At 69.9% G+C, this 21,294-nt stretch carries 20 protein-coding genes; 10 read left to right on the top strand and 10 right to left on the bottom strand.

Going from position 1 to position 21,294, the window contains the following annotated elements; all coding sequences use genetic code 11:
* The first annotated feature begins 31 nt into the window (after positions 1-31).
* Entirely contained in the window at positions 32-2,713 is a 2,682-nt protein-coding gene (locus tag DMC64_RS34725; protein WP_125736933.1) for a helix-turn-helix transcriptional regulator, read from the top strand.
* A 1-nt stretch (position 2,714) separates the two neighbouring features.
* On the opposite strand, the gene DMC64_RS34730 is transcribed toward DMC64_RS34725, so the two are convergent.
* On the bottom strand, positions 2,715-3,668 hold the full coding sequence (locus tag DMC64_RS34730) for a Dyp-type peroxidase (protein ID WP_125736934.1): 954 nt from the start codon (positions 3,666-3,668) through the stop codon (positions 2,715-2,717).
* Positions 3,669-3,749: 81 nt separating this feature from the next.
* Positions 3,750-4,979, bottom strand: coding sequence for a CdaR family transcriptional regulator (locus DMC64_RS34735; RefSeq protein WP_125736935.1), 1,230 nt, complete (start codon positions 4,977-4,979; stop codon positions 3,750-3,752).
* Between the two features lie 399 nt (positions 4,980-5,378).
* Between DMC64_RS34735 and DMC64_RS34740 the strand changes: the two genes are divergently transcribed.
* Positions 5,379-7,646, top strand: coding sequence for an FdhF/YdeP family oxidoreductase (locus DMC64_RS34740; RefSeq protein ID WP_125736936.1), 2,268 nt, complete (start codon positions 5,379-5,381; stop codon positions 7,644-7,646).
* On the opposite strand, the gene DMC64_RS34745 is transcribed toward DMC64_RS34740, so the two are convergent.
* Both DMC64_RS34745 and DMC64_RS34750 read right to left on the bottom strand, forming a co-directional pair.
* Entirely contained in the window at positions 7,624-8,685 is a 1,062-nt protein-coding gene (locus tag DMC64_RS34745; protein ID WP_233629915.1) for an FUSC family protein, read from the bottom strand. The genes DMC64_RS34740 and DMC64_RS34745 overlap by 23 nt on opposite strands.
* Before the next feature lie 43 nt (positions 8,686-8,728).
* The gene (locus tag DMC64_RS34750) at positions 8,729-9,451 is read right to left on the bottom strand and encodes an RNA polymerase sigma factor (RefSeq protein ID WP_125736937.1); all 723 of its coding nucleotides are present in this window, start codon (positions 9,449-9,451) and stop codon (positions 8,729-8,731) included.
* A gap of 149 nt (positions 9,452-9,600) precedes the next feature.
* Between DMC64_RS34750 and DMC64_RS34755 the strand changes: the two genes are divergently transcribed.
* The 4 genes from DMC64_RS34755 to DMC64_RS34770 all read left to right on the top strand — a co-directional run bounded on the left by DMC64_RS34755 (position 9,601) and on the right by DMC64_RS34770 (position 13,233).
* Positions 9,601-10,281: a TetR/AcrR family transcriptional regulator gene (locus DMC64_RS34755; protein ID WP_233629916.1), complete on the top strand. Its 681-nt coding sequence runs from the start codon at positions 9,601-9,603 to the stop codon at positions 10,279-10,281.
* A gap of 71 nt (positions 10,282-10,352) precedes the next feature.
* Positions 10,353-11,744 carry an FAD-dependent monooxygenase gene (locus DMC64_RS34760; RefSeq protein WP_125736939.1) on the top strand — a complete coding sequence of 464 codons (1,392 nt, stop codon included), beginning with the start codon at positions 10,353-10,355 and terminating at the stop codon, positions 11,742-11,744.
* A gap of 24 nt (positions 11,745-11,768) precedes the next feature.
* The gene (locus DMC64_RS34765) at positions 11,769-12,635 is read left to right on the top strand and encodes an alpha/beta fold hydrolase (protein WP_125736940.1); all 867 of its coding nucleotides are present in this window, start codon (positions 11,769-11,771) and stop codon (positions 12,633-12,635) included.
* 40 nt (positions 12,636-12,675) lie between these two features.
* Positions 12,676-13,233: a PadR family transcriptional regulator gene (locus DMC64_RS34770; RefSeq protein ID WP_125736941.1), complete on the top strand. Its 558-nt coding sequence runs from the start codon at positions 12,676-12,678 to the stop codon at positions 13,231-13,233.
* Positions 13,234-13,281: 48 nt separating this feature from the next.
* Here DMC64_RS34770 and DMC64_RS34775 read toward each other — a convergent pair whose 3' ends face one another.
* The 3 genes from DMC64_RS34775 to DMC64_RS34785 all read right to left on the bottom strand — a co-directional run bounded on the left by DMC64_RS34775 (position 13,282) and on the right by DMC64_RS34785 (position 15,688).
* The gene (locus DMC64_RS34775) at positions 13,282-14,430 is read right to left on the bottom strand and encodes a family 43 glycosylhydrolase (RefSeq protein ID WP_125736942.1); all 1,149 of its coding nucleotides are present in this window, start codon (positions 14,428-14,430) and stop codon (positions 13,282-13,284) included.
* Positions 14,427-15,230, bottom strand: coding sequence for an endonuclease/exonuclease/phosphatase family protein (locus DMC64_RS34780; RefSeq protein ID WP_125736943.1), 804 nt, complete (start codon positions 15,228-15,230; stop codon positions 14,427-14,429). The genes DMC64_RS34775 and DMC64_RS34780 overlap by 4 nt, the downstream gene beginning before the upstream one ends.
* A 104-nt stretch (positions 15,231-15,334) precedes the next feature.
* On the bottom strand, positions 15,335-15,688 hold the full coding sequence (locus tag DMC64_RS34785; protein ID WP_125736944.1) for a VOC family protein: 354 nt from the start codon (positions 15,686-15,688) through the stop codon (positions 15,335-15,337).
* Positions 15,689-15,806: 118 nt separating this feature from the next.
* Here DMC64_RS34785 and DMC64_RS34790 point away from each other — a divergent pair, with 118 nt between their 5' ends.
* From DMC64_RS34790 to DMC64_RS34800, 3 genes are read left to right on the top strand one after another with little or no spacing between them, the layout of a single operon-like run.
* The gene (locus DMC64_RS34790; RefSeq protein WP_125736945.1) at positions 15,807-16,175 is read left to right on the top strand and encodes a hypothetical protein; all 369 of its coding nucleotides are present in this window, start codon (positions 15,807-15,809) and stop codon (positions 16,173-16,175) included.
* 57 nt (positions 16,176-16,232) lie between these two features.
* A complete protein-coding gene (locus DMC64_RS34795) occupies positions 16,233-16,901 on the top strand; it encodes a thioredoxin domain-containing protein (RefSeq protein WP_125736946.1) in 669 nt (222 codons plus the stop codon).
* Positions 16,898-17,464 carry a vitamin K epoxide reductase family protein gene (locus DMC64_RS34800; RefSeq protein WP_125736947.1) on the top strand — a complete coding sequence of 189 codons (567 nt, stop codon included), beginning with the start codon at positions 16,898-16,900 and terminating at the stop codon, positions 17,462-17,464. Before DMC64_RS34795 ends, DMC64_RS34800 begins: the two co-directional genes overlap by 4 nt.
* Here DMC64_RS34800 and DMC64_RS34805 read toward each other — a convergent pair.
* From DMC64_RS34805 to DMC64_RS34815, 3 genes are read right to left on the bottom strand one after another with little or no spacing between them, the layout of a single operon-like run.
* The gene (locus DMC64_RS34805; protein WP_199755189.1) at positions 17,443-18,675 is read right to left on the bottom strand and encodes an MFS transporter; all 1,233 of its coding nucleotides are present in this window, start codon (positions 18,673-18,675) and stop codon (positions 17,443-17,445) included. The genes DMC64_RS34800 and DMC64_RS34805 overlap by 22 nt on opposite strands.
* Positions 18,672-19,721 carry a PLP-dependent cysteine synthase family protein gene (locus DMC64_RS34810; protein ID WP_125736948.1) on the bottom strand — a complete coding sequence of 350 codons (1,050 nt, stop codon included), beginning with the start codon at positions 19,719-19,721 and terminating at the stop codon, positions 18,672-18,674. The genes DMC64_RS34805 and DMC64_RS34810 overlap by 4 nt, the downstream gene beginning before the upstream one ends.
* Positions 19,722-19,775: 54 nt before the next feature.
* A complete protein-coding gene (locus DMC64_RS34815; RefSeq protein WP_199755190.1) occupies positions 19,776-20,072 on the bottom strand; it encodes a hypothetical protein in 297 nt (98 codons plus the stop codon).
* Positions 20,073-20,237: 165 nt separating this feature from the next.
* Between DMC64_RS34815 and DMC64_RS34820 the strand changes: the two genes are divergently transcribed.
* On the top strand, positions 20,238-21,284 hold the full coding sequence (locus tag DMC64_RS34820; protein ID WP_125736949.1) for a C40 family peptidase: 1,047 nt from the start codon (positions 20,238-20,240) through the stop codon (positions 21,282-21,284).
* Positions 21,285-21,294: the final 10 nt, after the last annotated feature.

Consider the following 21,294-nt stretch of genomic DNA (forward strand, 5'->3'; position numbering starts at 1 on the left):
GTTTCCCTCGCGCATTAAGTACTGTCGCGACGTGTTGCGCGGACGGGAGGACGAGACATCGGTCGTCGACCGGCTGGTGGCGGACTGCCGGGCCGGGCGCAGCGGCAGCCTGCTCCTCACCGGCGAACCCGGTATCGGCAAGACCGCGCTGCTGGAGTACGCCGCCGCGCAAGCCGGGGACCTGCGGATCCTCCGTGGAACCGGGATCGAGTCCGAAGCCCATCTCCCGTTCGCCGGCCTGCATCTCGTACTGCGCGCCGCGCTCGACCGGGCCGACGTGCTCCCGGCGCCGCAGGCACGGGCCCTGCGCGGGGCGTTCGGTCTCGCGGCGGCCGAACCGGGCGACCGGATGCTCGTCGGACTCGCCGTGCTCTCGCTCCTCGCCGAGTTCGCCGAGGGCGGATCGGTGCTGTGCCTGGTCGACGACGCGCAGTGGCTGGACCGCGCCTCGGCCGAAGCGCTGTTGTTCGCCGCCCGGCGGCTGGACGCCGAAGGCATCGCGCTGATCATCGCCGCCCGTGACGGCTTTCTCGCGCCCGGTGTGGCCACGTTGCCGCTGGCCGGGCTCACCGCGCCCGCCGCCGCCGAGCTACTGGCCGATCACGCCACGCCGCTGTCCCCCGCTGACCGGTATCGGGTGCTGGCCGAAGCGCAAGGCAATCCGCTCGCCCTTCTCGAACTCCCCGCCGCCTTCGCCGCCGGCCGTCCCGCCGCCGGGGAAGCCCTGCCGCTCCCGGACACCGTCCAAGCGGCGTTCCTCGACCAGGTCCGGCTGCTGCCGGAACCGACCCGGCGGCTGCTGCTCGTCGCCGCCGCCGAGGACACCGGCGATCGCGGCGTCGTACTGCGCGCCGCGACCGCTCTCGGCTGCGGGCCCGCGGATCTCGTGCCCGCCGAGACCGCGGGACTGCTCCAGGTCGACAACCGCGGTGTCCGCTTCCGTCATCCGCTCGTCCGGTCCGCGGTCTACCAAGCCGCACCGGTGAGCCTGCGTTTCGTCGTGCACACGGCGCTGGCGGAAGCGCTCGACCAGCCCGCCGAGGCCGACCGTCGCGCCTGGCACCACGCGGTCGTCGCCGACGGCCCCGACGAGCAGGTGGCCGGGGAACTGGAGAGCACCGCCCTGCGTGCCGCCGCCCGCAGCGGTTACGCGGCCGCTTCCGCGGCGTACCAACGCGCCGCGGAACTGACGGGGCCCGGTCCGGGCTCCGCGCGACGGCTGGTCCTCGCCGCCGAAGCCGCGGCCGAAGAAGGCGATCTCGACCGCATGGAGACACTCGCCGGTGCGCTGGTCTCCGCCGATCCCGCCTTGACCGTCCGCGCCGACCGGGTCCGCGCGACCGCGGCGTTCCATCGTGGCGCCCTCACCACCGCGCGGCGCCTGCTCACCGAAGCCGCCCCGGCCGCCGAACCGGAAACCGCCGTCCATCTGCTGCTCGACGCGGTACACGCGGCCTGGTACCTCGGCGAACGCGAGATCGCGGACACCGTCGGACTGCTGGACGCGGCGGCGCCCGCCGCCCCCGAACCGATCGCCCACGTCGCCGGGCTGCTGTCCGAAGTCGCCCGCGCCGCGATCGGCCTCCCGGTACGGCGTCCGCTCGCCGAGCGGATCGCCGACGCGCGCCGCACCGGCTTCGGCGGCCCGCACGACACGATTCTGGTCGGTGCCACCAGCCTGCAATCGGCGGGCCACGACGCCGAAGCGCATCAGGTCGCCGGCGAACTGCTCGCCCAGTGCCGGAAGAACGGACAGCTCGGACGCACCCCGCCGGTGCTGCTCTGCGCGGCGCGGGCGTCGGTCTTCTTCGGCCGTCATGCCGAGGCAGGCGACCAGGCGGCCGAAGCGCTGCAGCTGGCGCGGGAACTCGGCCATCGGCAATGGATCGCCGAGGCCAACGGCGTGCTGGCCTACCTGGCCGCGGCGGCCGGCGACGAGGACCGCTGCCACGCCTACGCCGACGAAGCCCTCGCCGTGCCGGAGCCCGGGACGCCGGCACCGGGCCTGTCGTGGGCGCACTGGGCGTTGGCGCTGCTCGATCTCGGGCTCGCCCGCTGGGAATCCGCGCTCACCCGGCTCACCGCCCTGCGCACCGGCCCGATGCGCCACCAGCTGCCCGGTCTGCGCGGTGTCCCGGACCTGGTCGAAGCCGCGGCCCGCCTCGGCAAACCGGATCTGGCCGCCGAACCGGTCGAGCGGCTCGTGGACTGGGCGGCGCGCGCGGACCAGCCGTGGATCTCCGCCCACGTGCTCCGGTGCCGTGCCCTGCTCGCGCCCGATTCCGCCGCGGCGGAACTGTACGAGGAGGCCTTGCGCGGCCACCCCGGCGACCGGCCGTTCGAACGCGCGCGAACCGCCCTGCTGTACGGGGAATGGCTTCGCCGCATGCGTCGCAAGTCCGCCGCGCGGACTCACCTGCGTGAGGCGTTCGAGACCTTCCGGCGGCTCGACGCCGTCCCCTGGGCCGAACGAGCCCGCGCCGAACTCGACGCGACCGGTGAGGTCGTGGCGGAACCCGCGGCGGGCGTGCTCGCGGCACTCACCCCGCAGGAACGGAAGATCGTCCGGCTCGCGGCGCGCGGACTGTCCAATCGCGACATCGCGGCGCAGCTGTTCCTCAGCGCCCGGACGGTGGGATACCACTTGTACAAGGCGTTTCCCAAGCTCGGCATCACCGCGCGCACCGAGCTACCGGCGCTGGGACTCGACTGAGTCAGTCAGGGCTCGTGCCACCGTCGTTCGCTGGGCAAGGCGGCGGATCCGCCAGGAAATCGAGGGTGGGGACGAAGAAGAGTCCACCGGTCTTCGCAGTCGACACCTCGAGGATGCGATCCGGACGACCCGGCGGGTCGCCGAGGATCATGCGGCTCAACATCTCTTCGATCACGCCGGGATCGGCGGTGTAGCCGGCGAAATACGTGCCGTACTCGCCGTGGGCGATCGATCCGAACGGCATGTTGTCACGGAGGATCTTCCGTTCCGTGCCGTCGCCGTCTTCGATCGTGGTCAGTGCGACGTGCGAGTCGGCCGGTTTCACCGCGTCGGGCAGCTCGATGTCGTCGAGCATCCGGCGGCCGACGGCCAGTTCCCGTTCCTCGACCGGCATCGCGCTCCACCGGTCCAGGTCGTGCACGTACTTCTGCGCCACCAGGTACGAGCCGCCCTCGAATCCGGGATCGTCGCGGACGAGGACCGCTGCGTCCGCGATGTCGCCGGTGGGGTTCTCCGTACCGTCGACGAACCCGAGCAGGTCCCGCCGGTCGAAGTAGCGGAATCCCGCCACCTCGTCGGCGACCGAGACGGCGTCGCCGAGACCGCCGACCACGCGGCGCGCGAGTTCGAAACAGGGATAGAGGCGTTTCGCGCGCAAATGCAGGAACAGATCGCCAGGGGTGGCCGGTGCGCGGTGCCGCGGGCCTGTCACTTCGCGGAACGGGTGCAGCCGCTCCGGCCGCGGACCGGTGAACAGCCGGTCCCACGCTTCCGAGCCGATTCCCACGACGCACGTCAGCGCCTCGCCGGGAAGCGGAAAACCGACCGACCGGATCATCCCGGCGAGCTCCGGCAACAGCTCACGAGTGGCCGCCTCCCCTCCCGGACGGATGGTGAGGGTGAGGAACAAGGCGCTTTCGGTCAACGGGGCGAGCACGTTCTGCGGCTCCGGCACCGATTCCTCCGATCTTCGTCCCCTGATTTCGGCCGTGCTCGACCGCGGTTCGTTCGTCGTCGTTCCGATGTTCGAAGTGTTTTATTCGCTACCGGACCGCTCAGGCGCCGGCGACGCCCCACGGGTCCGTCGCGCGGGATTGAGGCTCAAGGCCTGTGCCGCGGTCACCAATTCGGCGATCGCGCGCGGATCGGTCATCGACCGGCCGGTGAGTTCGCGGATCCGGCGCAGCCGGTACCGGACGGTGTTGGCGTGGCAATGCAGGCTCTGCGCGGCACGTTCGGTGGATCCGCCGTGGGACAGATAAGCGTGCAGGGTTTCCAGGAGGAGGTCTCGTTCCTCGGCGGGCTGATCGAGGATCGCGCCGAGGACCTCCTCCGCCAGCCGCCCGCCCTCGTCCGGGTCGTAGGCGAGGAACGCGGCCAGCGGGCTGGGGTTGAACGCGCGGACGTCCGGTTTGCCCGGCGGGATCCCGGCGAGCGCGGTCCGCGCCAGGTGGAGGGCACGCGGGGTGTCGACGAGCGACCGGTAGAGCGGGCTCACCCCCGCCCTGGTCACCGTGACTTCGCGCAGGGCGGCCAGCATGGGTTCGCGCTGTTCGTCGCGCAGCGACACCACCCCGGCCTGCAAGGTGGGGGTGAGCTGCCAGGCCGAGACGATCCCGAGGCGGCTCAGGCGCTTTTCGATCCCGACCAGGCTTTCCTCGGCCAGACCGCGGGTCTCCGCCGCCACCACCGCCAGCTTCCCGTCGAGGGACAGGCCGAGCAGTTTCCCCGCTTCCCACGGCCCGGCGTCGAAAACGCGCTGACCGGTGAACAAGGCCTCGGCCAGTGCGGAGCGCCGCCGCTGCTGGGCGACCAGCAGTTCCGCGCTCGCCGCCCGGTACGCCTCGGTGAGGAGCATCGCGTGTTCGTCGGTGACCTGCCAGAGCAGGCTCGCGACGTCGACGAGCGCGTCCATCGCACCCGGCTTGGCATGGAGCCGGGCGTGGTTCACCAGCAGGTCCCAGAGCATCGAGCAGCCGATCCGGTAGACCTGCAGCACCTCCGGCAGCGGAGCGCCCTGGTGCGCGCGCCGGCTGCCCGTCTCGTGGGGGGCGGCCAGATCGTCGTGGGTCTCGGTTCCGGCGAGCGCGTTCACCATGAAGCGCATGTTGACCGCGATGGAGCGATGCAGGTCTTCGCGCGGCACCATCTTCTCGTCCCGGTACAGCGCGATGCGGTCGCAGGTGGCGGCGTACACGTCGTCGATCAGCCGGGGCAGCCTGGGCTCGACCCAGGCCACGAGCTCGGCGAGGGCGGCGTCCTTCACCCGGCCACCGCCTTCGACGGCGGTCGGCCGGAGTGGTGAAGGTCGTCCACGCCGCGCATTTCAAGGATGCTACGTGGCGCCCCGTCCACGGCGCACCCTGCTTTCGCCATAACGCACTCCCCTGAATCGACGATTCGCCGATCGGTCTACGGAAGGGGCGTGCACCGCGTCAAGGCGAACGGCTCGTGTCCCGATTTCTTTCCTGGGCGTATGTGGCGTCCCACAAAGAACTTTGTCGCGGGCCACACCGCACGGTCCCGAACCCTGTTACTTCCGCCGCCGATGCGGAAAACCCACACGATTGTGTGTTTTCATCAACACCGGAGACCCTGCCCTTCCACCGGGGCGCGGTCCATGGTCGGATGATCCGGAAAACGGTGCGGAACAGGAGTGTGGACGATGAGCGATCAGGAACGGCCTCCGGAGTTCAAGCCCTACCACCATCCGGCTGCCGGGTGGGGAGCGGCGAAGAGTGTCACCGGGTTCCTGATCCGCGAAGGCGAGCTCATGGCGGGCCCCCGCGCGATTCTGAAGATGAATCACGAGAACGGCGGTTTCGACTGTCCCGGCTGCGCGTGGCCCGACGACACCAAGGGCCTGCATCTGGACATCTGTGAAAACGGAATCAAACACGTCACCTGGGAAATGACCAGGAAAAGGGTCGGCCGGGAATTCTTCGCCGCCCATACGGTGAGCGAATTGTCGGGATGGAGCGATACCGAACTGGAGAGCCAGGGTCGGCTGACCGAGCCGATGCGGTACGACGCGGCCACCGACCGATACGTCCCGATTTCCTGGCCCGAGGCCTTCGCTCTCGTGGGCGATACGCTGCGAGGCCTCGACAGTCCCGATCAGGCGGCGTATTACACCTCGGGAAGGCTCGGGAACGAAGCGACCTTCCTATACCAGCTCATGGCCCGCGAACTGGGGACGAACAACCTCCCGGACTGCTCCAACATGTGCCACGAGGCGAGCGGCCGCGCCCTCCAGGCCGCGTTGGGCACCGGGAAGGGCACCGTCGACCTCAAGGACTGGGAACACGCCGACGCCCTGTTCATCCTCGGCGTCAACGCCGCCTCCAACGCGCCCAGGATGCTCACCGCACTCGCGGAGGCCTACCGCCGGGGCGCGCGGATCGTCCACGTCAACCCGCTGATCGAGGCCGCCGCGACGCGGACCATCATCCCCCACGATTTCGCCAGGATGGCGACGTTCCGTGCCACGCGCACGGGAACGCTGAACCTGCAACCGCGTATCGGCGGCGACATGGCGCTGATCCGCGGGATGGCGAAGGCCGCGCTGGAGCAGGCCACCACGGATCCGGGCGCCCTCGACCTGACCTTCATCGAACGCCACACCACCGGTTTCGAGGAGTACCGCGCCCTCTGCGAGGCGACCTCGTGGGAGGAGATCGAGCACCAGTCGGGCGTCTCCGTCGCCGACATCCGCGCCGCGGCCCGGATCTACCGCGACGCCGACCGCAGCATCGCCAGCTGGTGCCTGGGCGTCACCCAGCACGAGCACGGCGTCGACACCGTCCGCGAGATCGTCAACCTGTTGCTGCTGCGGGGAAACCTGGGCCGCGAGGGTGCCGGGCCGTCGCCGGTCCGAGGGCACAGCAACGTCCAGGGGAACCGCACCTGCGGTATCGATCACCGCCCGGACGCCGCCTTCCTCGACCGGCTCGGCGAGGTCTGCGGCATCACCCCGCCCCGGCACCACGGTCTCGACACGGTCGGCACCATCGAAGCGATGCACCGCGGCGACGTGACCGTTTTCGTCGGTATGGGCGGCAATTTCGTCCTGGCCGCGCCGGACACTCCCTACACGTCGGCCGCGCTGCGCAACTGCGCGCTGACGGTGCAGGTCAGCACGAAACTCAACCGGAGCCATCTGGTCCACGGCGAGCAGGCGCTGATCCTGCCGTGCCTGGGCCGCACCGAGAAGGACGAACAGCGGGCCGGTGTGCAGGCCACCTCGGTCGAGGACGCGATGAGCATGGTCCACCTGTCGACCGGCATGAAGCGGCCCGCTTCCGCACACCTGCTCTCGGAACCGGCGATCATCGCCGGGATGGCCCGCGCGGCACTGCCGGACAGCGCGACGCCGTGGGAAGCCTACGTCGAGGACTACGACCGGATCCGCGACACGATGTCGCAGGTCCTCGACGGCTTCGAGGATTTCAACCGGCGGGTCCGGCAGCCACTGGGGTTCCGCATCCGCCAGCCCGCCAGGGAACTGGTGTTCCACACCGCTTCCGGACGCGCGGAGTTCTCCACCGCCGCGCTGCCGGACGTCATCCCGGCACCCGGCACGCTCGCGCTGGGCACCATGCGCTCCCACGACCAGTGGAACACCACGATCTACTCGGACAACGACCGCTATCGCGGGGTCAAGAACCTGCGCACGCTGATCTTCATGAACGCCGAGGACATGCGCGAGCGCGGCCTCGCGGAGTTCGACGAGGCCGACATCACCAGCATCGCCAAGGACGGCACCACGCGGAGTCTCCAGCGCTACAAGGTGATCCCGTACGACATCCCCCGCGGCTGCGCGGCGGGTTACATGCCGGAAATGAACGTCCTGTGCGCCATCGGCGACTACAGCACCCAGAGCGATCAGCCGATCATGAAGCATCTCAAGGTCACGGTCGAACGGTCGGCCTAGCGCACGGGCCGCGGACGAAGACCGCCGCCGCGATTCCGGCGACGACCCCGATCAGGGTGTCGAGCACCCGGTCGGTGAGGAGCGTCAGCGGTTCGGCCGGAGCGGCCAGTTCCGTCATCACCATGATCAGCGGCGTGAAGAAGCCGAGCGCCAGTCCGTAATGACGGGACATGAACAGTTCGGTCGGGAACAGGAGCACGATCACCGACAAGGCCAGCAGCGTCCCGCCGAGATCGGGAAGGAGCAGCAGGGCGGTGACGCCGAGTCCGGCGAACGTGCCCAGGACCCGGTGGACGCTGCGGTGGACGACACTGCGTACTCCGGGATGGAGCCGGTTGCGCACATCGACGGCGGCCAGCGGCACCGCCGCGGAGGCCATCGCCCAGTTCGCGTGCTCGACGCCCAGCAGCAGGCCGCAGAAGCCCGCCGCCGAGATCGCCAGCACGTAACGGGCGGCGTGGACCAGAGCACACGACCTTCGGCGCCCTCGTGCGCAGTCCTCCGGACCACACGTCACTCCCGGCGGCGGAACCGCCTGCCCAACAGGTCTCGTGGGACCGGTCAGTCCGATGAGGACACAGAACACGGCCGTCCCGGCACAGATCGCCACTCCCGTCGGGTCGGCGGGGACGAGGGCGACGGCGCCCAGCGCGAAGATCCCGAAGAACGGTCCCCGAGGGACGAGGTCGAGCCGGTTCGCCACCAGCGCGCCCGCGAACGCGAACGCCGACTCGGTGACCACCAGGACCCACGGCCGGGCGTGGCAGGCGGAGAGGAGTGTCCCGAACGCGACGCCGGTCAGCAGGATCGCTCCCCCTTGCGCCTGATGACGAAGGCGCGGCCCCCGGCATTCGGCCCGCCCGTACATCCCGGTGAACGAACCGAAGGCGGCGAAGATGATCAGCTCCGGCCGCCCGGCGAAGAGCAGTGCCAATCCCGGGACGAGCAGGCCGGCCGCCACCCGGCAGGCGTGAAGCCAGTCGCCCTCGGCGAAACCGAGCCCGGACGGCAGGCGTGCCGATGGCCGGGCAGTGCGCAAGGACGAGCTCCTTTCGGATCCGGAATCCAGTCTGCCCGAAGACCTATCCGGAAGTCTCGCCGGAATGCTGTGGAGTGCCACGACATTCTTTGTCTCTGTCCACTGTGGTGCGCCGCGCTCGTTCGTCGTCCACCCGGGCCGCGGCGATCGGGCGACGGACGCCCGGGCCGGAGCACCTTCCGATCACCTCGCGCACCATCGGCACCTTGGGCGTCTGCGCCTGGAGATATGCCTCTCGCAGACCTACGCGGGCGCGGTGGGCCAGCGCGGCGACGCCGTTCGGCGACACGCCCAGGACCGGCGCCAGCTCGGCCGGGGTGTGTCCTTCGGCGACGGTGCTCCACAGCACGGCGCGCCACCGCACGGGCAACGTGCGAAAAGCCGACCGGAGCAGCTGATCGGTCGACGCTCGCAGGGCCGGCCCGTCGGCTCCTTCGGCCGCCTCCGTCGCCGGGACCACCGCGTGGGGCTGGACCCGCAGACGGTGACGGTTCCACCGGGCGGCGAGGTTGCGCATCGTGACGACCAGATACGGCCGCAACTCGTCGCGCGGTCCGCCGCCGTCGCGGACCGCGGCCAGCACACGCGCGAACGCTTCGGCCACGAGATCGTCCTGTTCGGCGGGCTGGCGGACCCAGCACGCGGCGATCCGCCGCAGCGGGCCGGAATGCCGCCGGAACAGCAGGTCGCCCGCACCGAGATCGCCGTCCCGGAGCCTGCCGAGCAGCAGCGCGTCCGGCGGAGAGTCGTCCACGGCATCCCACATCGCATTCTCCAGATTCCGGTTGGCCGGCAAGGGATTTGCCGCACACACTGCCCACGGCGCGAGTTCGCGTGCACCCTTCGCCACGGAGTGGCACACAAAGTAACAGATACAACGACGTAACCCTTACCCGTGACGGTATGCTTCGCGGGATGTCCTCCTCCTCAGCGACCACACGCCCCGGCGATGGCCGCGCGACCCGCTGGGCAGGACAACGTGAGCGGCGCCGTCGCGAGTTCGTCGAGGCGGCCCTTCGCGCGATCGCCGAGCACGGACCTCAAGCCTCGACCGCGCACATCGCCGTCGAAGCCGGTATCGCCCGGCCACTGTTGTACAAGCATTTCGACGGCGCGACGGACCTGCAGCGGGCCATCGCGGACGAAGCAGCGCGACGGCTCGCCGCCGCGCTGCGACCGCTGTGGGAACAACGGGGAAGCGCGATGCGGATGATCACGCTGGCGGTCGACGCGCATACCGGCTGGCTCGCCGAGAACGGCAACCTCTACCGCTATCTGAACTCGCGGTCCCACGGCGGACGGGACGCGGTCGCCGACGTCAGGACCGTCCTCGCGCGACAGCTCACCCACTTGTTCGAGCACTACCTGAAGACGGTCGAAATGGACCCGCGGATCGCCGAAACCGTCGCGTTCGGCGTGGTCGGCCTCGTCGACTCCTGCGCCGCGCAATGGCTCGAAAACCCCCACGACGTAACGAGAGCCGAGCTGGCCGCGCAGCTGACTCGCTGGATTTGGCGCCTGCTCGACGACACGCTCCGCATGGGCGGTGTCGAACTCGATCCCCACGTGACGCTACCGCCGCCTCCCGCACCCTGATCGCCGCCTTCACCGCCGGCCCGGCGTGGTCGGCCATTGACCTCTGCTATTCCACAAGTTATATATGACTCATGTCATATCTTCGGCGGGATTGTGCGCTGGTGCTCGGGGCGGGGGTCGCCGGTCTCGTGGCCGCACGGGTCCTGTCCGAGCACTACGCCGAGGTGGTCGTGGTCGAGCGGGACGAACTCCCGGACCGGCCGGAGCATCGGCGTTTCGTCCCGCAGTCGCATCACGCGCACGGCCTGCTGGGCTCCGGCCGCCGCGTACTGGTGGGACTGTTCCCCGGTCTGTCCGCGGAGCTGGCCGCCCGTGGCGCGCTCACTCCGGGGTCCGGCGACCCCGCGATGGGCGACCGTTCGCTCTTCCTCGTCCGCGGCGGGACGACCATCCGGATACCGGCCTGGTGGAGCGGGGGCTTCGGCGCGAGCCGGATCCTGATCGAGCACGCGATCCGCGACCACGTCCGGGCGTTGGCGAACGTGACGATCCTGGACCGGACACCCGCCACCGGGCTGACGGCCGACCGGACCCGCCGACGGGTCACCGGCGTCCGGACGCCCGACGAGGAGCTCGGCGCCGACCTGGTCGTCGACGCCTCGGGCCGCGGCTCACCGCTGCCGGAGTGGCTCGAACGGATCGGATACCGGCCCGCACCGGAATCGATCGTCCACTCCGACGTCCGCTACGTCAGCGTCGTCACCGAACCCGATCCGTCCTTCGATCCCGAATGGCTGGCCATCCTCGGGGGCCAGGCCGAATCCGGCTCCTCCGTCGGCGGTGTCGTCCTGCGTATCGAGCACGGCCTGCTGCACATCTCGTTCGGCTCGATCGCCCGCGACGAACCCGTACCGTCGGATCTCGCCGGGTTGCGGGACTTCGCCGATCGCTTCACCGCGCCCGTGGTGGCCGAGGCACTTCGCCGGTCGGCACCGGCAGGCCCGATCCGGGCCTTCCGCGTCCGCAGCAACACCCGCCGCCACTACGCCCGGGCTCGCGAACTGCCCGGTGGCGTCATCGCGCTCGGCGACGCCGCCAGCGCGGCCAATCCCATCTACGGCCAGGGAATGAGCGTGGCGGCGCTGTCCGCGGCCGCGCTCGGCCGGGCGCTCGCCGCCGGGGACGACGGGGGGCTGGAAAGGCGGGCGGCACGGGCCATCGCCGCCACCTCCGCCGAAGCCTGGCGCCTCGCGCTCGGAGAGGACATCCGCTACGGATGCCGCACCGAAGGAGTCCGGTCACCCTGGACGGCCAGGTTCGGCGAGGGCTATCGCAACCGCCTCGAACGAGCGGCGGCGCTGGATCCCGAAGTGGCGGCGGCCTTCAACGACGTGCTCAACCTCCACCGGCCGTTGTCGTCGCTCGGCTCCCCGCGGATCGTCCGGCGGGTGCTGAGGCCGTTGCGCGACCGCGATCCCGGTCCCCTGTCCGCGACCGTCGCCGCCGTCCTCGGCGCCGGTTGAACCCGTCCGACGAGGAGCCCACCAATGTTCCGTCCGCAGTTCGTCGACGTCGACGACGTCTTGCTGCACGTCGAGACCGACGGCCCCGAAGACGGCCCTGCCGCGCTGTTCCTCCACGGCTGGCCCGATCTGTGGTTCACCTTCGAGCCGCAGATGACCGCGCTCGCCGAGCAGGGGTACCGGGTACTCGCGCCGGACCAGCGCGGCTACGGCCTGTCGTCCAAGCCCGCCACCGTCGCCGACTACGCGATGCCCAAACTGGCCGAGGACATCGTCCTGCTCATCGAGCGGCAAGACGCGGCGCCGGTACATCTGGTCGGGCACGACTGGGGCGGAGCCGTCGCCTGGGCGGTGGCGAGCGAACGACCGGATCTGGTCCGATCGCTGACCATCGTCAACTGCCCGCACCCGCGGGTGTTCGCCGATTCGTTGCGACGCAAGCCTTCCCAGCTGCTGCGGAGCTGGTACATGGTGGCGTTCCAAATCCCCGGACTCGCCGAGGCGATCCTCGGCGCCCGCAACGGCGCGATGCTGGCGGCGATGCTCGAACACGGCGCCCACCTCGACGACGCCGACCTCGACCGGCACCGCGCCGTCTGGCGCCATCCCGGCACGATCCAACGCCCGCTCTTCTGGTACCGCGCGATGTTCCGGTCGATGCTGACGTCGCTTCGCGCCGCGGATCCCGTGACGGTGCGCGTGCCGACGCAGATCATCTGGGGCCGCCGTGACGGCGCGCTCGGCGAACATCTCGCCGAACCCAGTGCGGCGCGGTGCGAGCAGGCCGAGCTGCACTGGCTCGACACCAGGCATTGGCCGCATCGCGAACAGCCCCGGCGCGTCACCGAACTCCTCTCCGCCTGGTTCGCACGGCACGCCGAGCGGATCTGACCGATTGCTATCCTCCGGGTTTCCCGCCGAGAGGAGCCCGATGCTCAGATTCGCCCTGCTGGGCTTCCTGCTCCGGCAACCGATGACCGGCTACGACCTGGCCACCGCGATCCGCTCCAGCATCCACTTCGTCTGGCCCGCCCAGCTCAGCCAGATCTACCGCACGCTGGGCCAGCTCGAGGACAACGGCCTGGTCGTGTCCGAAGTGGAGCCACAGCAGAGCAGGCCGGACCGCCGCGTGTACACGATCACCGACGCCGGGCGGGCGGCGTTCGATTCCTGGCAGAACGAGCTGGTCACCGAACTCGACCCCGTCCGCGTGCCCTTCATGGTCCGCTTCTTCTTCGCCGGCTCCCGTTCGCCGGAAGACACCGTGACCCAGCTCCGGGTCATGCGCGACCTCCACGTGAAGGACCACGAGCGGCTCGCCGTCGAAATGCCGGAGCAGATCGCCGCGGCCACCGCCCTCCCCGGCGGCAACGAACTCGACCCGCTCGTCTGGGACTCGGTCCGCCGGGCCGGCGAGATGATGGCTCAGACCTGGGTCGCCTGGATCGACGAAACCATCGAGCGGCTGCAGGAGGCCGCCCGCGACTGAGCGACGAAGCGGGTCTCCGCGGCCACGGAGGCCCGCTTCCTCAGGGACTCACCAGCTCACGCTGAACTCGGCCGTGGCCCCGCTGCCGGTTTTCGTCAATCGACCGATCCGGCTCCGCCGTTCCGGAGAAGGATCCTCCTGCGGCAACGGGCTCGCGTCGGTGATGTAGTTCCACGAGGCCCACCACGATCCGTCAGGCGCTTGGAAGGCGTTGAACGCGCCTGGACCTCGTTTGTTGCCGGGCAGGTTCTTCTTGCGGAACTTCTCCGGCAGTCCCGGCCGGAACCGCGGTTCGCCGTCCGGGTCGGGCTCGTAGGAGAAGTACGCGCGCTGCTCGGCCATCGGGGTGCACCGGTTGTCCGTCAGCGCGGTTCCGCAGTAGGCGACGCCGGTGGAGTACCGGTTCGCGTACCAGTTGTTCCCCGAGTAGAACAGGTACCAGTCCCCGTCGATGCGGACGGCGTTGGGATTCTCGATCGTGAGGACGTCGTCGGACGGGCTGTTGTGGTGCGTCCACTCGAGGTTCGCGTTGTCGATGAGCTTCTTCGCGTCGGCTTCCGCTATCCGCCGCACGTGGCGGGACCGGTCGAACTCCAGTTTGGCTGCACCGAGGGCGGTGACCCGGTCTTGTGTCCAGGCGCCGTTGCGCAGGGTCAGCCAGACCTCGCCCTGTCCCCTGCTCACGTTGGCGTCGATCGCCCACCCGCGATCCGGGCAGAACAGCGGATCCGCGTTGGCGACGAACCCACCCGTGGCCCGCAACGAGGTCGCGTAGCCGATACAGTGTTTGGCCTGTCCGGCGGGCTCGGAACCGGGCAGTGCCGCGCTGTAGAAGACGTAGTAGACGACGCGGCCGTCCTCCTGATGCGCGAACAGCGCCGGTGTCCACAGTGGAGAGTCCGGTCTCGCCCAATAGCCCGCGGGGAACGTGACGCCGTCCCAGGCATCGCCGTCGACGGCGCCTCGGCGCTGGAAGGTTCCGCCGCTGAACTCGACCTTCGTGTACGGAAGCTTCTTGCCGGGGACGCTCGCGCCGACCGCGACGTAGGTGTTCGTCTCCGGAATCCGCATCAGATCCGCCGCCGGGAACCGGAAGTCCAGCGACTCGTCGCGGGGCCCGGTTTCGGCGGTCGCGCTCGGCCCGGACGTCAGGAGGCTGACGCCGCACAGGACGGCGATCAGGGCGCGCCGCATCATCGGGTCACCGTCACGCGGGCGCGCACCGGCCGGTGGTCGCTCCCGTAGCCGCCGAGGGCGTCCACAGCGGACCCGGTCGAGTCCTTCTTCGCCCACACGTGGTCGATGGACCTGCCGTCGTGGCTCGGCGCGCTGTAGGAGTCGGCCACGCGCCGCAGCCCGGCCATCAGCTCCGAACCCGGCTCGGCGTTGAAGTCCCCCATGACGATCGGCTCGGCCGCTCGCGAGGAGAACCAGTCCGCGGTGTTGCGGACCTGCAGGTTGTGCAGTTCGCGGTTGAGCTCGAACCGTTGCGCGGACGGGGTCAGGTGCACCACGCCGACGACCCACTCGAAGCCCGCGCCTCCGACCCGCACCCAGTTGACGTACTTGGGCGGCACCCAGCAGCCGCAGTCACCCGGCTCGGCGGGGCCGGTACCGGGCGTGGAGGGGTCCACTTTGGACGCGGGTGAGATCTCGCCCGCGCCATGGCCGGTGATGGTCATGTTTCCGCGCACCAGGATGGCGTTGTGCTTGATCGCGCGCCGATCCGTCTCGTAGATGGCGACATAGCCCGTCGCCGCCGCGGCCTCCCGCACGACGTCCTCGCGATCGGCGACCTCCTGCAGTCCCAGGACGGCGGGACGTTCGGTCTCGATGAGACGGACGAGGTCGGCCTTGAGCCCGCCCGCGTCGCCCACGTTGTAGGTGACGACCTTGATCGTGCGTTCGGTCGCCGCCTCCGCGCTGGGCACCGCGACGAGCGTGGCGAGCGGAACGAGCAGTGCCAGCGCGAAAGCCTTGCGCCTCGAATGCTTCATGGAATTCCCTCCAGTGTCGATGACGGAGGGAATCGGACCATCGGCCACCCGCGACGGGCAACGGCGAGCGCGATGCCGTCATCTTCCGGAAAGAATTGACCTCATCACCGAGGCGACGGGTTCTCCCAGACGAAGGTGACCTTGTTGCCCGCCGGATCCACGATCTCCGTCAATTTGACGAAGCCGAAGTCCTGGACCGGACCGCATTCCACGCCGCGCTCCGCGAGGTCGCCGACGGTCTCGTCGATGTCTTCGACGCCGATGACCACGGTGCTCTTGCCCGCGGGTTCCGGGTCGTGGGCGACCTGGATGCCCGCGCTCCCGGCGATCAGCCATTCCGCGACGCCTTCCATGGGTTCGGTGTCGGGTCGCCGCCCGATCCACCGCTCGTACCAGGCGACCGCGGCGGCATGGTCAGAGACCGGCAGAACAGCGTAGACATCCTTGAACCTCGGCACAGCACGTCGTCCTTCCACTCGGGATCGCCGACCACTGTAGGCCGTTTTGTCCGAGTTCGCGTCGGCTTTACAAGGTCACCTTTACCCTGTCCGCGTGACCGGCAGAAGGACAGTGAGGATGACCGCGCGGCTTTTCGCCGTGCTGGCCGTGCTCACCGCCGTCGCCCTTCTGCAGGGCGCGCTGTGCAGTGACGGCGCCGCGGCGGCCGGTTCACCCTGCGCTCCCCTCTTCGCCGCCGAAGCGACCCACGTCACCGGTCCGGCTGGCGAATGCGATCCGGCGACGTCCCTGCTCAGCCCGGTGGAGCAGCCCGTTCCGGACAACCACCTCGACGACCTGACGGGGATCGGCGTGGCGCTGCTCGCCGTGCTCTTCCTCGTCGTCCGGCAGCATCGACGCCGTGAGGCGGAAGTACCGCCGACCTCACCGGCGAGGTTTTCTTCGAGCACTCCGCCCCTCGTCCTGCTCTGCGTTTCCCGTACCTGATCCGGCGTCGCCCCCTGCCGTTTTCAGTTGCCGGAACCCAGCCAAGGACACAACAGAATGACCAAGAACACCAAGGTTTCCCTGACGGTCGTGGCCGTCGTGATCGCGGTCGTGGCCGCGTTGCTCGTCTTCACCGATCTCGGTGAGGACACCCCGGCCGCGCAGGCGGACGCGCCTCCTGCGGTACCCGCGTCGATCCTCGTCCGGCCCGACAGCCACCGGCTCTCCGACCCGCCGGGCAGCAAGGTGACCGTCGTGGAGTTCCTCGACCTCGAATGCGAGGCGTGCGGCGCCGCCTTCCCAGGCGTCGAGCGGCTCCGAGCCGAGTACGGCGACCGGGTCACCTTCGTCATGCGCTATTTCCCCATCCCCAGTCACCGGAACGCCGAGCTCGCCGCCCGGGCGGTGGAAGCGGCGGGCAAACAGGGCAAGCTCGAACCGATGTACCGCCTGATGTTCGAGAAGCAGCCGGAGTGGGGCGACCAGCAGGTCTCCCATCGCGAAACCTTCCTCGGCTTCGCCCGGCAGCTGGGCCTCGACCTCAAAGCCTTCGAGACCGCGCTGGACGACCAGGTCACCCTCGGCCGGGTGCTGGCCGACCGGACCGACGGCGCGAACATCGGCGTCGAGGGCACACCGACGTTCTTCGTCAACGGCGTGAAGTTCTCGGGGTCACCGTCCTATCAGGGCCTCAAGGCGGCCATCGACCGGGAACTGGCCAAGTGAAGCCGTTCGCCGTCCGCGTGACGCCATGGGCGCTGGTCGTCGGCGGCGCGATCGGCCTGCTGGCGTCGTTCGTCCTCACCATCGAGAAGTTCCGGCTGCTCAAGGATTTCTCCTACATCCCGACCTGCAGTGTCAACCCGGTCCTCAGCTGCGGCTCGATCATGAAGACACCGCAGGCGGAACTGTTCGGCTTCCCGAACCCGTTGCTGGGGATCGCCGGATTCGGCGTGGTCGTCACGACCGGGGTCGCCCTGCTCGGCGGGGCGCGGCTCCCGCGGTGGTACTGGCTGGGCCTCCAGATCGGTTCGGCGCTCGGTGTCGTGTTCGTGCACTGGCTGATGATCCAGAGTCTGTACGTCATCGGCGCGTTGTGCCCCTACTGCATGGTCGTGTGGGCGGTCACCATCGCGGTGTTCTGGTACACGACCCTGCACAACCTCCACAAAGGACCGGAGGTGAAGGCGGCGCTCCGGTACCACAGCGTGGTGCTCGTGGTCTGGTACGCCGCCGTCACCGTCGCGGTCCTTCAGGCCTTCTGGAGTTACTGGACGACGCTTGTCTGAAGCCGGCTCCGGTCGAGACCACGCAACCCGAAGGCGCAGACGGCACCGATCACCGTCAGGGCGAGCCAGGGGAACTCCGGGAAACCCGCCCGGCGCGCGAGGTCGAAGACGGTGCCGGTGAACAGGTTGCCGAGGAGGATGCCCACGCCGACGATCGTGTTGTAGAAGCCGTAATGCGTGGCGACGAGCCGATCGCCGGAAAGCCGCACGACGGTGTCCATTTCGAACGGGAAGACGACGACCGTCCCCACCGCCAGCAGGGCCGCGGAGACGAGCAACCCGGCTCCCGCGACGACCGGGCCCGCCCTGGCGACGGTCAGCGGCGCGACGAAGGCCGCGGCCATGAACGTCATGCCCACCGCCAGGCAGGTGCCGGGCGGCCACCGGTCCTTGGCCCAGGCCGTGAGCTTGAGCTGCCCGGCGATCGCGAGCCCGCCGGAGATCACGAACAGCCCGGCGATGAGCACGGTCGCCGACGTCTCCGATCCGGTGATCCGGCGGGCCTCCATCGGAAGCGCCAGATAGGTCTGGAAGGACAGCACGTACGAGCCGATCATGACCAGCGCGAACAGCAGGAAGGAGCGATTCGCCACGACGACCCGCCAGTCCGACCAGACCGACGAGCGGTCGCGTTCGGTCTCGTGCGCGGGCAGCGCCCGTATCTGCACCACGGTCAGGACGCCGAAGACCGCGGCGGCGACCAGGCAGGTCAGCCGGAAGTCGACGGCGGTCAGCGCGAGCCCGACCACCGGCCCGGCGAGGATCCCGCCCTGGTAGAAGACGTTGAACACCGAGAAGGCCTCGAGCCGCCGCTCCCCCGCGTCCGCGGCCAGATAGGCGCGGACCGCCGGGTTGAACAGCGCCCCGGCGAATCCGGTGGCCGCGGACGCGACGATCAGCGACGGCAACGACGATGTCACGCTCAACAACGCGAACCCCGCCGTCCTCAGCACGCATCCGGCGACGATGAGCGGTTTGTAGCCGAACCGGTCGGCCAGCGTGCCCCCGACCAGGAACATGCCCTGCTGCGAGAAGTTGCGGATGCCCAGCACCAGGCCGACGGCCCAGCCCGCCAGCCCCAGCGGGCCCGCGAGGTAGCCCGCCAGGTACGGCATCAGCATGTAGAACCCGACGTTGATGGTGAACTGGTTGACCATCAGTACCTTGCTGGGCCGGTCGAACGACCGGAACCGCTCGGCGAACCCCGTCACAGCGCGGGATCCACGATCGTGCGGCACCGGGTCCAGCGTTCCACCACGCGTTCGCCGGGGTGGCCGATGACGTCCGGTTCCCTCGCCGGGGCGACATCGAGCAGCCCGTGTCCCGCGCAGTACTCGTCGTTGTAGACGGTGTCGAAGTAACGCTGGGGGCCGTCCGGGAAGATCGCGGCGATCCGCACGTCCGGATCGTGTGTGCGGGCCAGCCAGGCGGCCACGAGGGCGACCGCGCCGACGCTCCAGCCGCCGGTCGCGTACTGCGCCGCGGCGAGACGGCGGCACGTCCACACCGCTTCGGCCGGGGCGACCCAGTGGACCTCCTCGAACGCGTCGTAGTCGACGTTGCGCGGATGGATGCTCGACCCGAGCCCGCGCATCAGCCGTGACGTGGCGGGCTGCCCGAAGATCGTCGAGCCGACGGTGTCCACGCCGATCAGGCGCAGCTGCGGGGAATACCGCCGCAGGGCGCGGAAGGTCCCGGCCGAATGCCCGCCGGTGCCGACCGAGCACACCAGCACGTCGATCCGGCCCAGCTGCGCGGCCAGTTCCTCGGCAAGGCCCGCGTACGCGTCGACGTTGTCCGGGTTGTGGTACTGGTCGGGACACCAGGAGCCGGGCTGTTCCGCCAGCACCCGCTGGACCCGGTCGCGGCGTGCCTGCTGCCAGCCGCCCACCGGATGGGGTTCGGTGACGAGGTCGACGCGGGTGCCGTGCGCGGTGAGCATCCGCCGCACGATCGGTTCCATCCCGGGATCGGTGACGAGGGTGACCGGATGCCCGTGGACGATCCCGGCCAGCGCGAGCCCGAGCCCGAGGGTCCCGCTGGTCGACTCGACGATCGTCGCACCGTCGGCCAGGTCGCCGCGGGCCTTGGCCGCCGCCACCATGTGCAACGCGGGGCGGTCCTTCATGCCGCCGGGGTTGAAGCCCTCCAGTTTGGCCCAGAAACCCTTACCGGAGCCGGTGAGTCGTTCGTCGATCCAGAGCACGGGCGTGTTGCCGACGGCAAGCGCCGCGCGCGGGGGCAGGACAGCGTTCATCGAGGATTCGTCTTTCTGTGCGGTACGGACGGGAGCAGGACGGCGCGACGTCCATCAGGTCCGCGAAACACACAACTCGACGAGTGTCCGGTATCCCCTCCGCCCGGCGGAAAGCAGACGTGTCTTCTCTTGCTCCGCAGGCGAAACCACGCCCACCGTCGAGGACGAAAGATCCGGCGCCGAGGGAGACTCCTCGCTGCGCACGGCGAGGGTGGTGAGCGAGCGGGCGTGCGCGTGTCCCTCACGAGGCGGGCAGTCATGCGAAGCCGACGTGGCGGCTGCCTCGACGTGCCCGTCGAGGCAGCCGACGATTCCCGAACCCGCCACGACCAGCAGCAGCAAGGCCACCACGAGTCGACGAAGAGTAGCCGGAGAGACACTCACGGTTCCCACCGTAGCAAATCTCCCACGCTTCTTAGTACTAGGTGTCTTAGTAGGACTTCACCGCGCGCTCACAACCGTCCCCGTACTACTAAGCGCGATAGTTGAACCTGCGCGACAGGAGATTCGGCACCCGTGACCCCCTCTAGGCGCTCGCCGCGGCATCCTCTCGCCGCCACCGCCGCCCTCATGCTCCTCGGCTTCGGCGCGCTCCCCGCGAGCGCGCAACCGGCGCCGGACGGCCAGGATCCGATGCGGCGCTATCAGGAACTCGGCGCCCAGGCGGCCAAGGCCGACGAGGACCTGCAGGAATCCCAGGACCGGCTGAAGACCCGCGAGACCGAGCGCGACCAGGCGACGGCGGCCCTCGGCCGGGCCGACGGAGACCTCACGCTGGCCCAGTCGGCGATCGATCGGTTCCGGCCCCAGGTCGAGGCGATCGCGCGGTCCGCGATGAGCGGCGAGCGGCTCGGCAACGCCGTCCTGCTGCTCGACAGCGGCAGCAGACAGGAGTTCCTCGACCGCTCTTCGGCGCTGTCGGTCCTGGCCGACGAGAAGGCCAAGGCGTTGAACGGCCTGCGTGACGCGCTCGGGAAGGCCCAGACGGCACGCGCCACGGCGACGGACGCGCGGGAAACGGCCCAGCTCGCGGCGAACGACGCGACGGTGGCACTGGAGCAGGTCCGCACCCGCAAGAAGGACCTCGACGACCAGATCGCCAAGGTGCGCCAGGCACTCGGCGAACTGCCGGCCGCGGACAAGGCGAAACTCGGCAAGGTCCAGGACAAGGGCTCCTATCTCGGCCCGCCCGGTGCCGCGAACGACGCGCTGCAGGCGGCACTGTCCAAACGGGGCTCGCAATACGAATGGGGCGCCACCGGGCCGAGCGAATTCGACTGCTCCGGCCTGACGTCGTGGGCGTACAAGCAGGCCGGCATCTCGCTCCCGCGCACCAGCCGTCAGCAGTACACCGTGGGGAAGGCCGTCCCGCTGGACGCGCTCGTGCCCGGCGACCTCGTCTTCTACGACGACGGAACCGGCAATCCCGGGGCCATCCACCACGTCGGCATGTACGTCGGCAGCGGCAAGATGGTCGACGCGCCGACCGAGGGCCAGCTCGTCGACGTCCGTTCGGTCAAGGGCGACGGGCACCTGATGGGCGCGCGGCGCGTCGTCGGCTGAGCGGGGGCGG

Source organism: Amycolatopsis sp. WAC 04197, assembly GCF_003947475.1.
In the GTDB taxonomy this organism is placed as follows: domain Bacteria; phylum Actinomycetota; class Actinomycetes; order Mycobacteriales; family Pseudonocardiaceae; genus Amycolatopsis; species Amycolatopsis japonica.

Bases quoted from the DNA above. Each gene is read 5' to 3' on its own strand.
- DMC64_RS34810 (WP_125736948.1), bottom strand. From the start codon at position 19,721: ATGAACGCTGTCCTGCCCCCGCGCGCGGCGCTTGCCGTCGGCAACACG.
- DMC64_RS34760 (WP_125736939.1), top strand. From the start codon at position 10,353: ATGTCATATCTTCGGCGGGATTGTGCGCTGGTGCTCGGGGCGGGGGTC.
- DMC64_RS34795 (WP_125736946.1), top strand. From the start codon at position 16,233: ATGACCAAGAACACCAAGGTTTCCCTGACGGTCGTGGCCGTCGTGATC.
- DMC64_RS34750 (WP_125736937.1), bottom strand. From the start codon at position 9,451: ATGTGGGATGCCGTGGACGACTCTCCGCCGGACGCGCTGCTGCTCGGC.
- DMC64_RS34790 (WP_125736945.1), top strand. From the start codon at position 15,807: ATGACCGCGCGGCTTTTCGCCGTGCTGGCCGTGCTCACCGCCGTCGCC.
- DMC64_RS34740 (WP_125736936.1), top strand. From the start codon at position 5,379: ATGAGCGATCAGGAACGGCCTCCGGAGTTCAAGCCCTACCACCATCCG.
- DMC64_RS34770 (WP_125736941.1), top strand. From the start codon at position 12,676: ATGCTCAGATTCGCCCTGCTGGGCTTCCTGCTCCGGCAACCGATGACC.
- DMC64_RS34775 (WP_125736942.1), bottom strand. From the start codon at position 14,430: ATGATGCGGCGCGCCCTGATCGCCGTCCTGTGCGGCGTCAGCCTCCTG.
- DMC64_RS34755 (WP_233629916.1), top strand. From the start codon at position 9,601: ATGTCCTCCTCCTCAGCGACCACACGCCCCGGCGATGGCCGCGCGACC.
- DMC64_RS34780 (WP_125736943.1), bottom strand. From the start codon at position 15,230: ATGAAGCATTCGAGGCGCAAGGCTTTCGCGCTGGCACTGCTCGTTCCG.
- DMC64_RS34765 (WP_125736940.1), top strand. From the start codon at position 11,769: ATGTTCCGTCCGCAGTTCGTCGACGTCGACGACGTCTTGCTGCACGTC.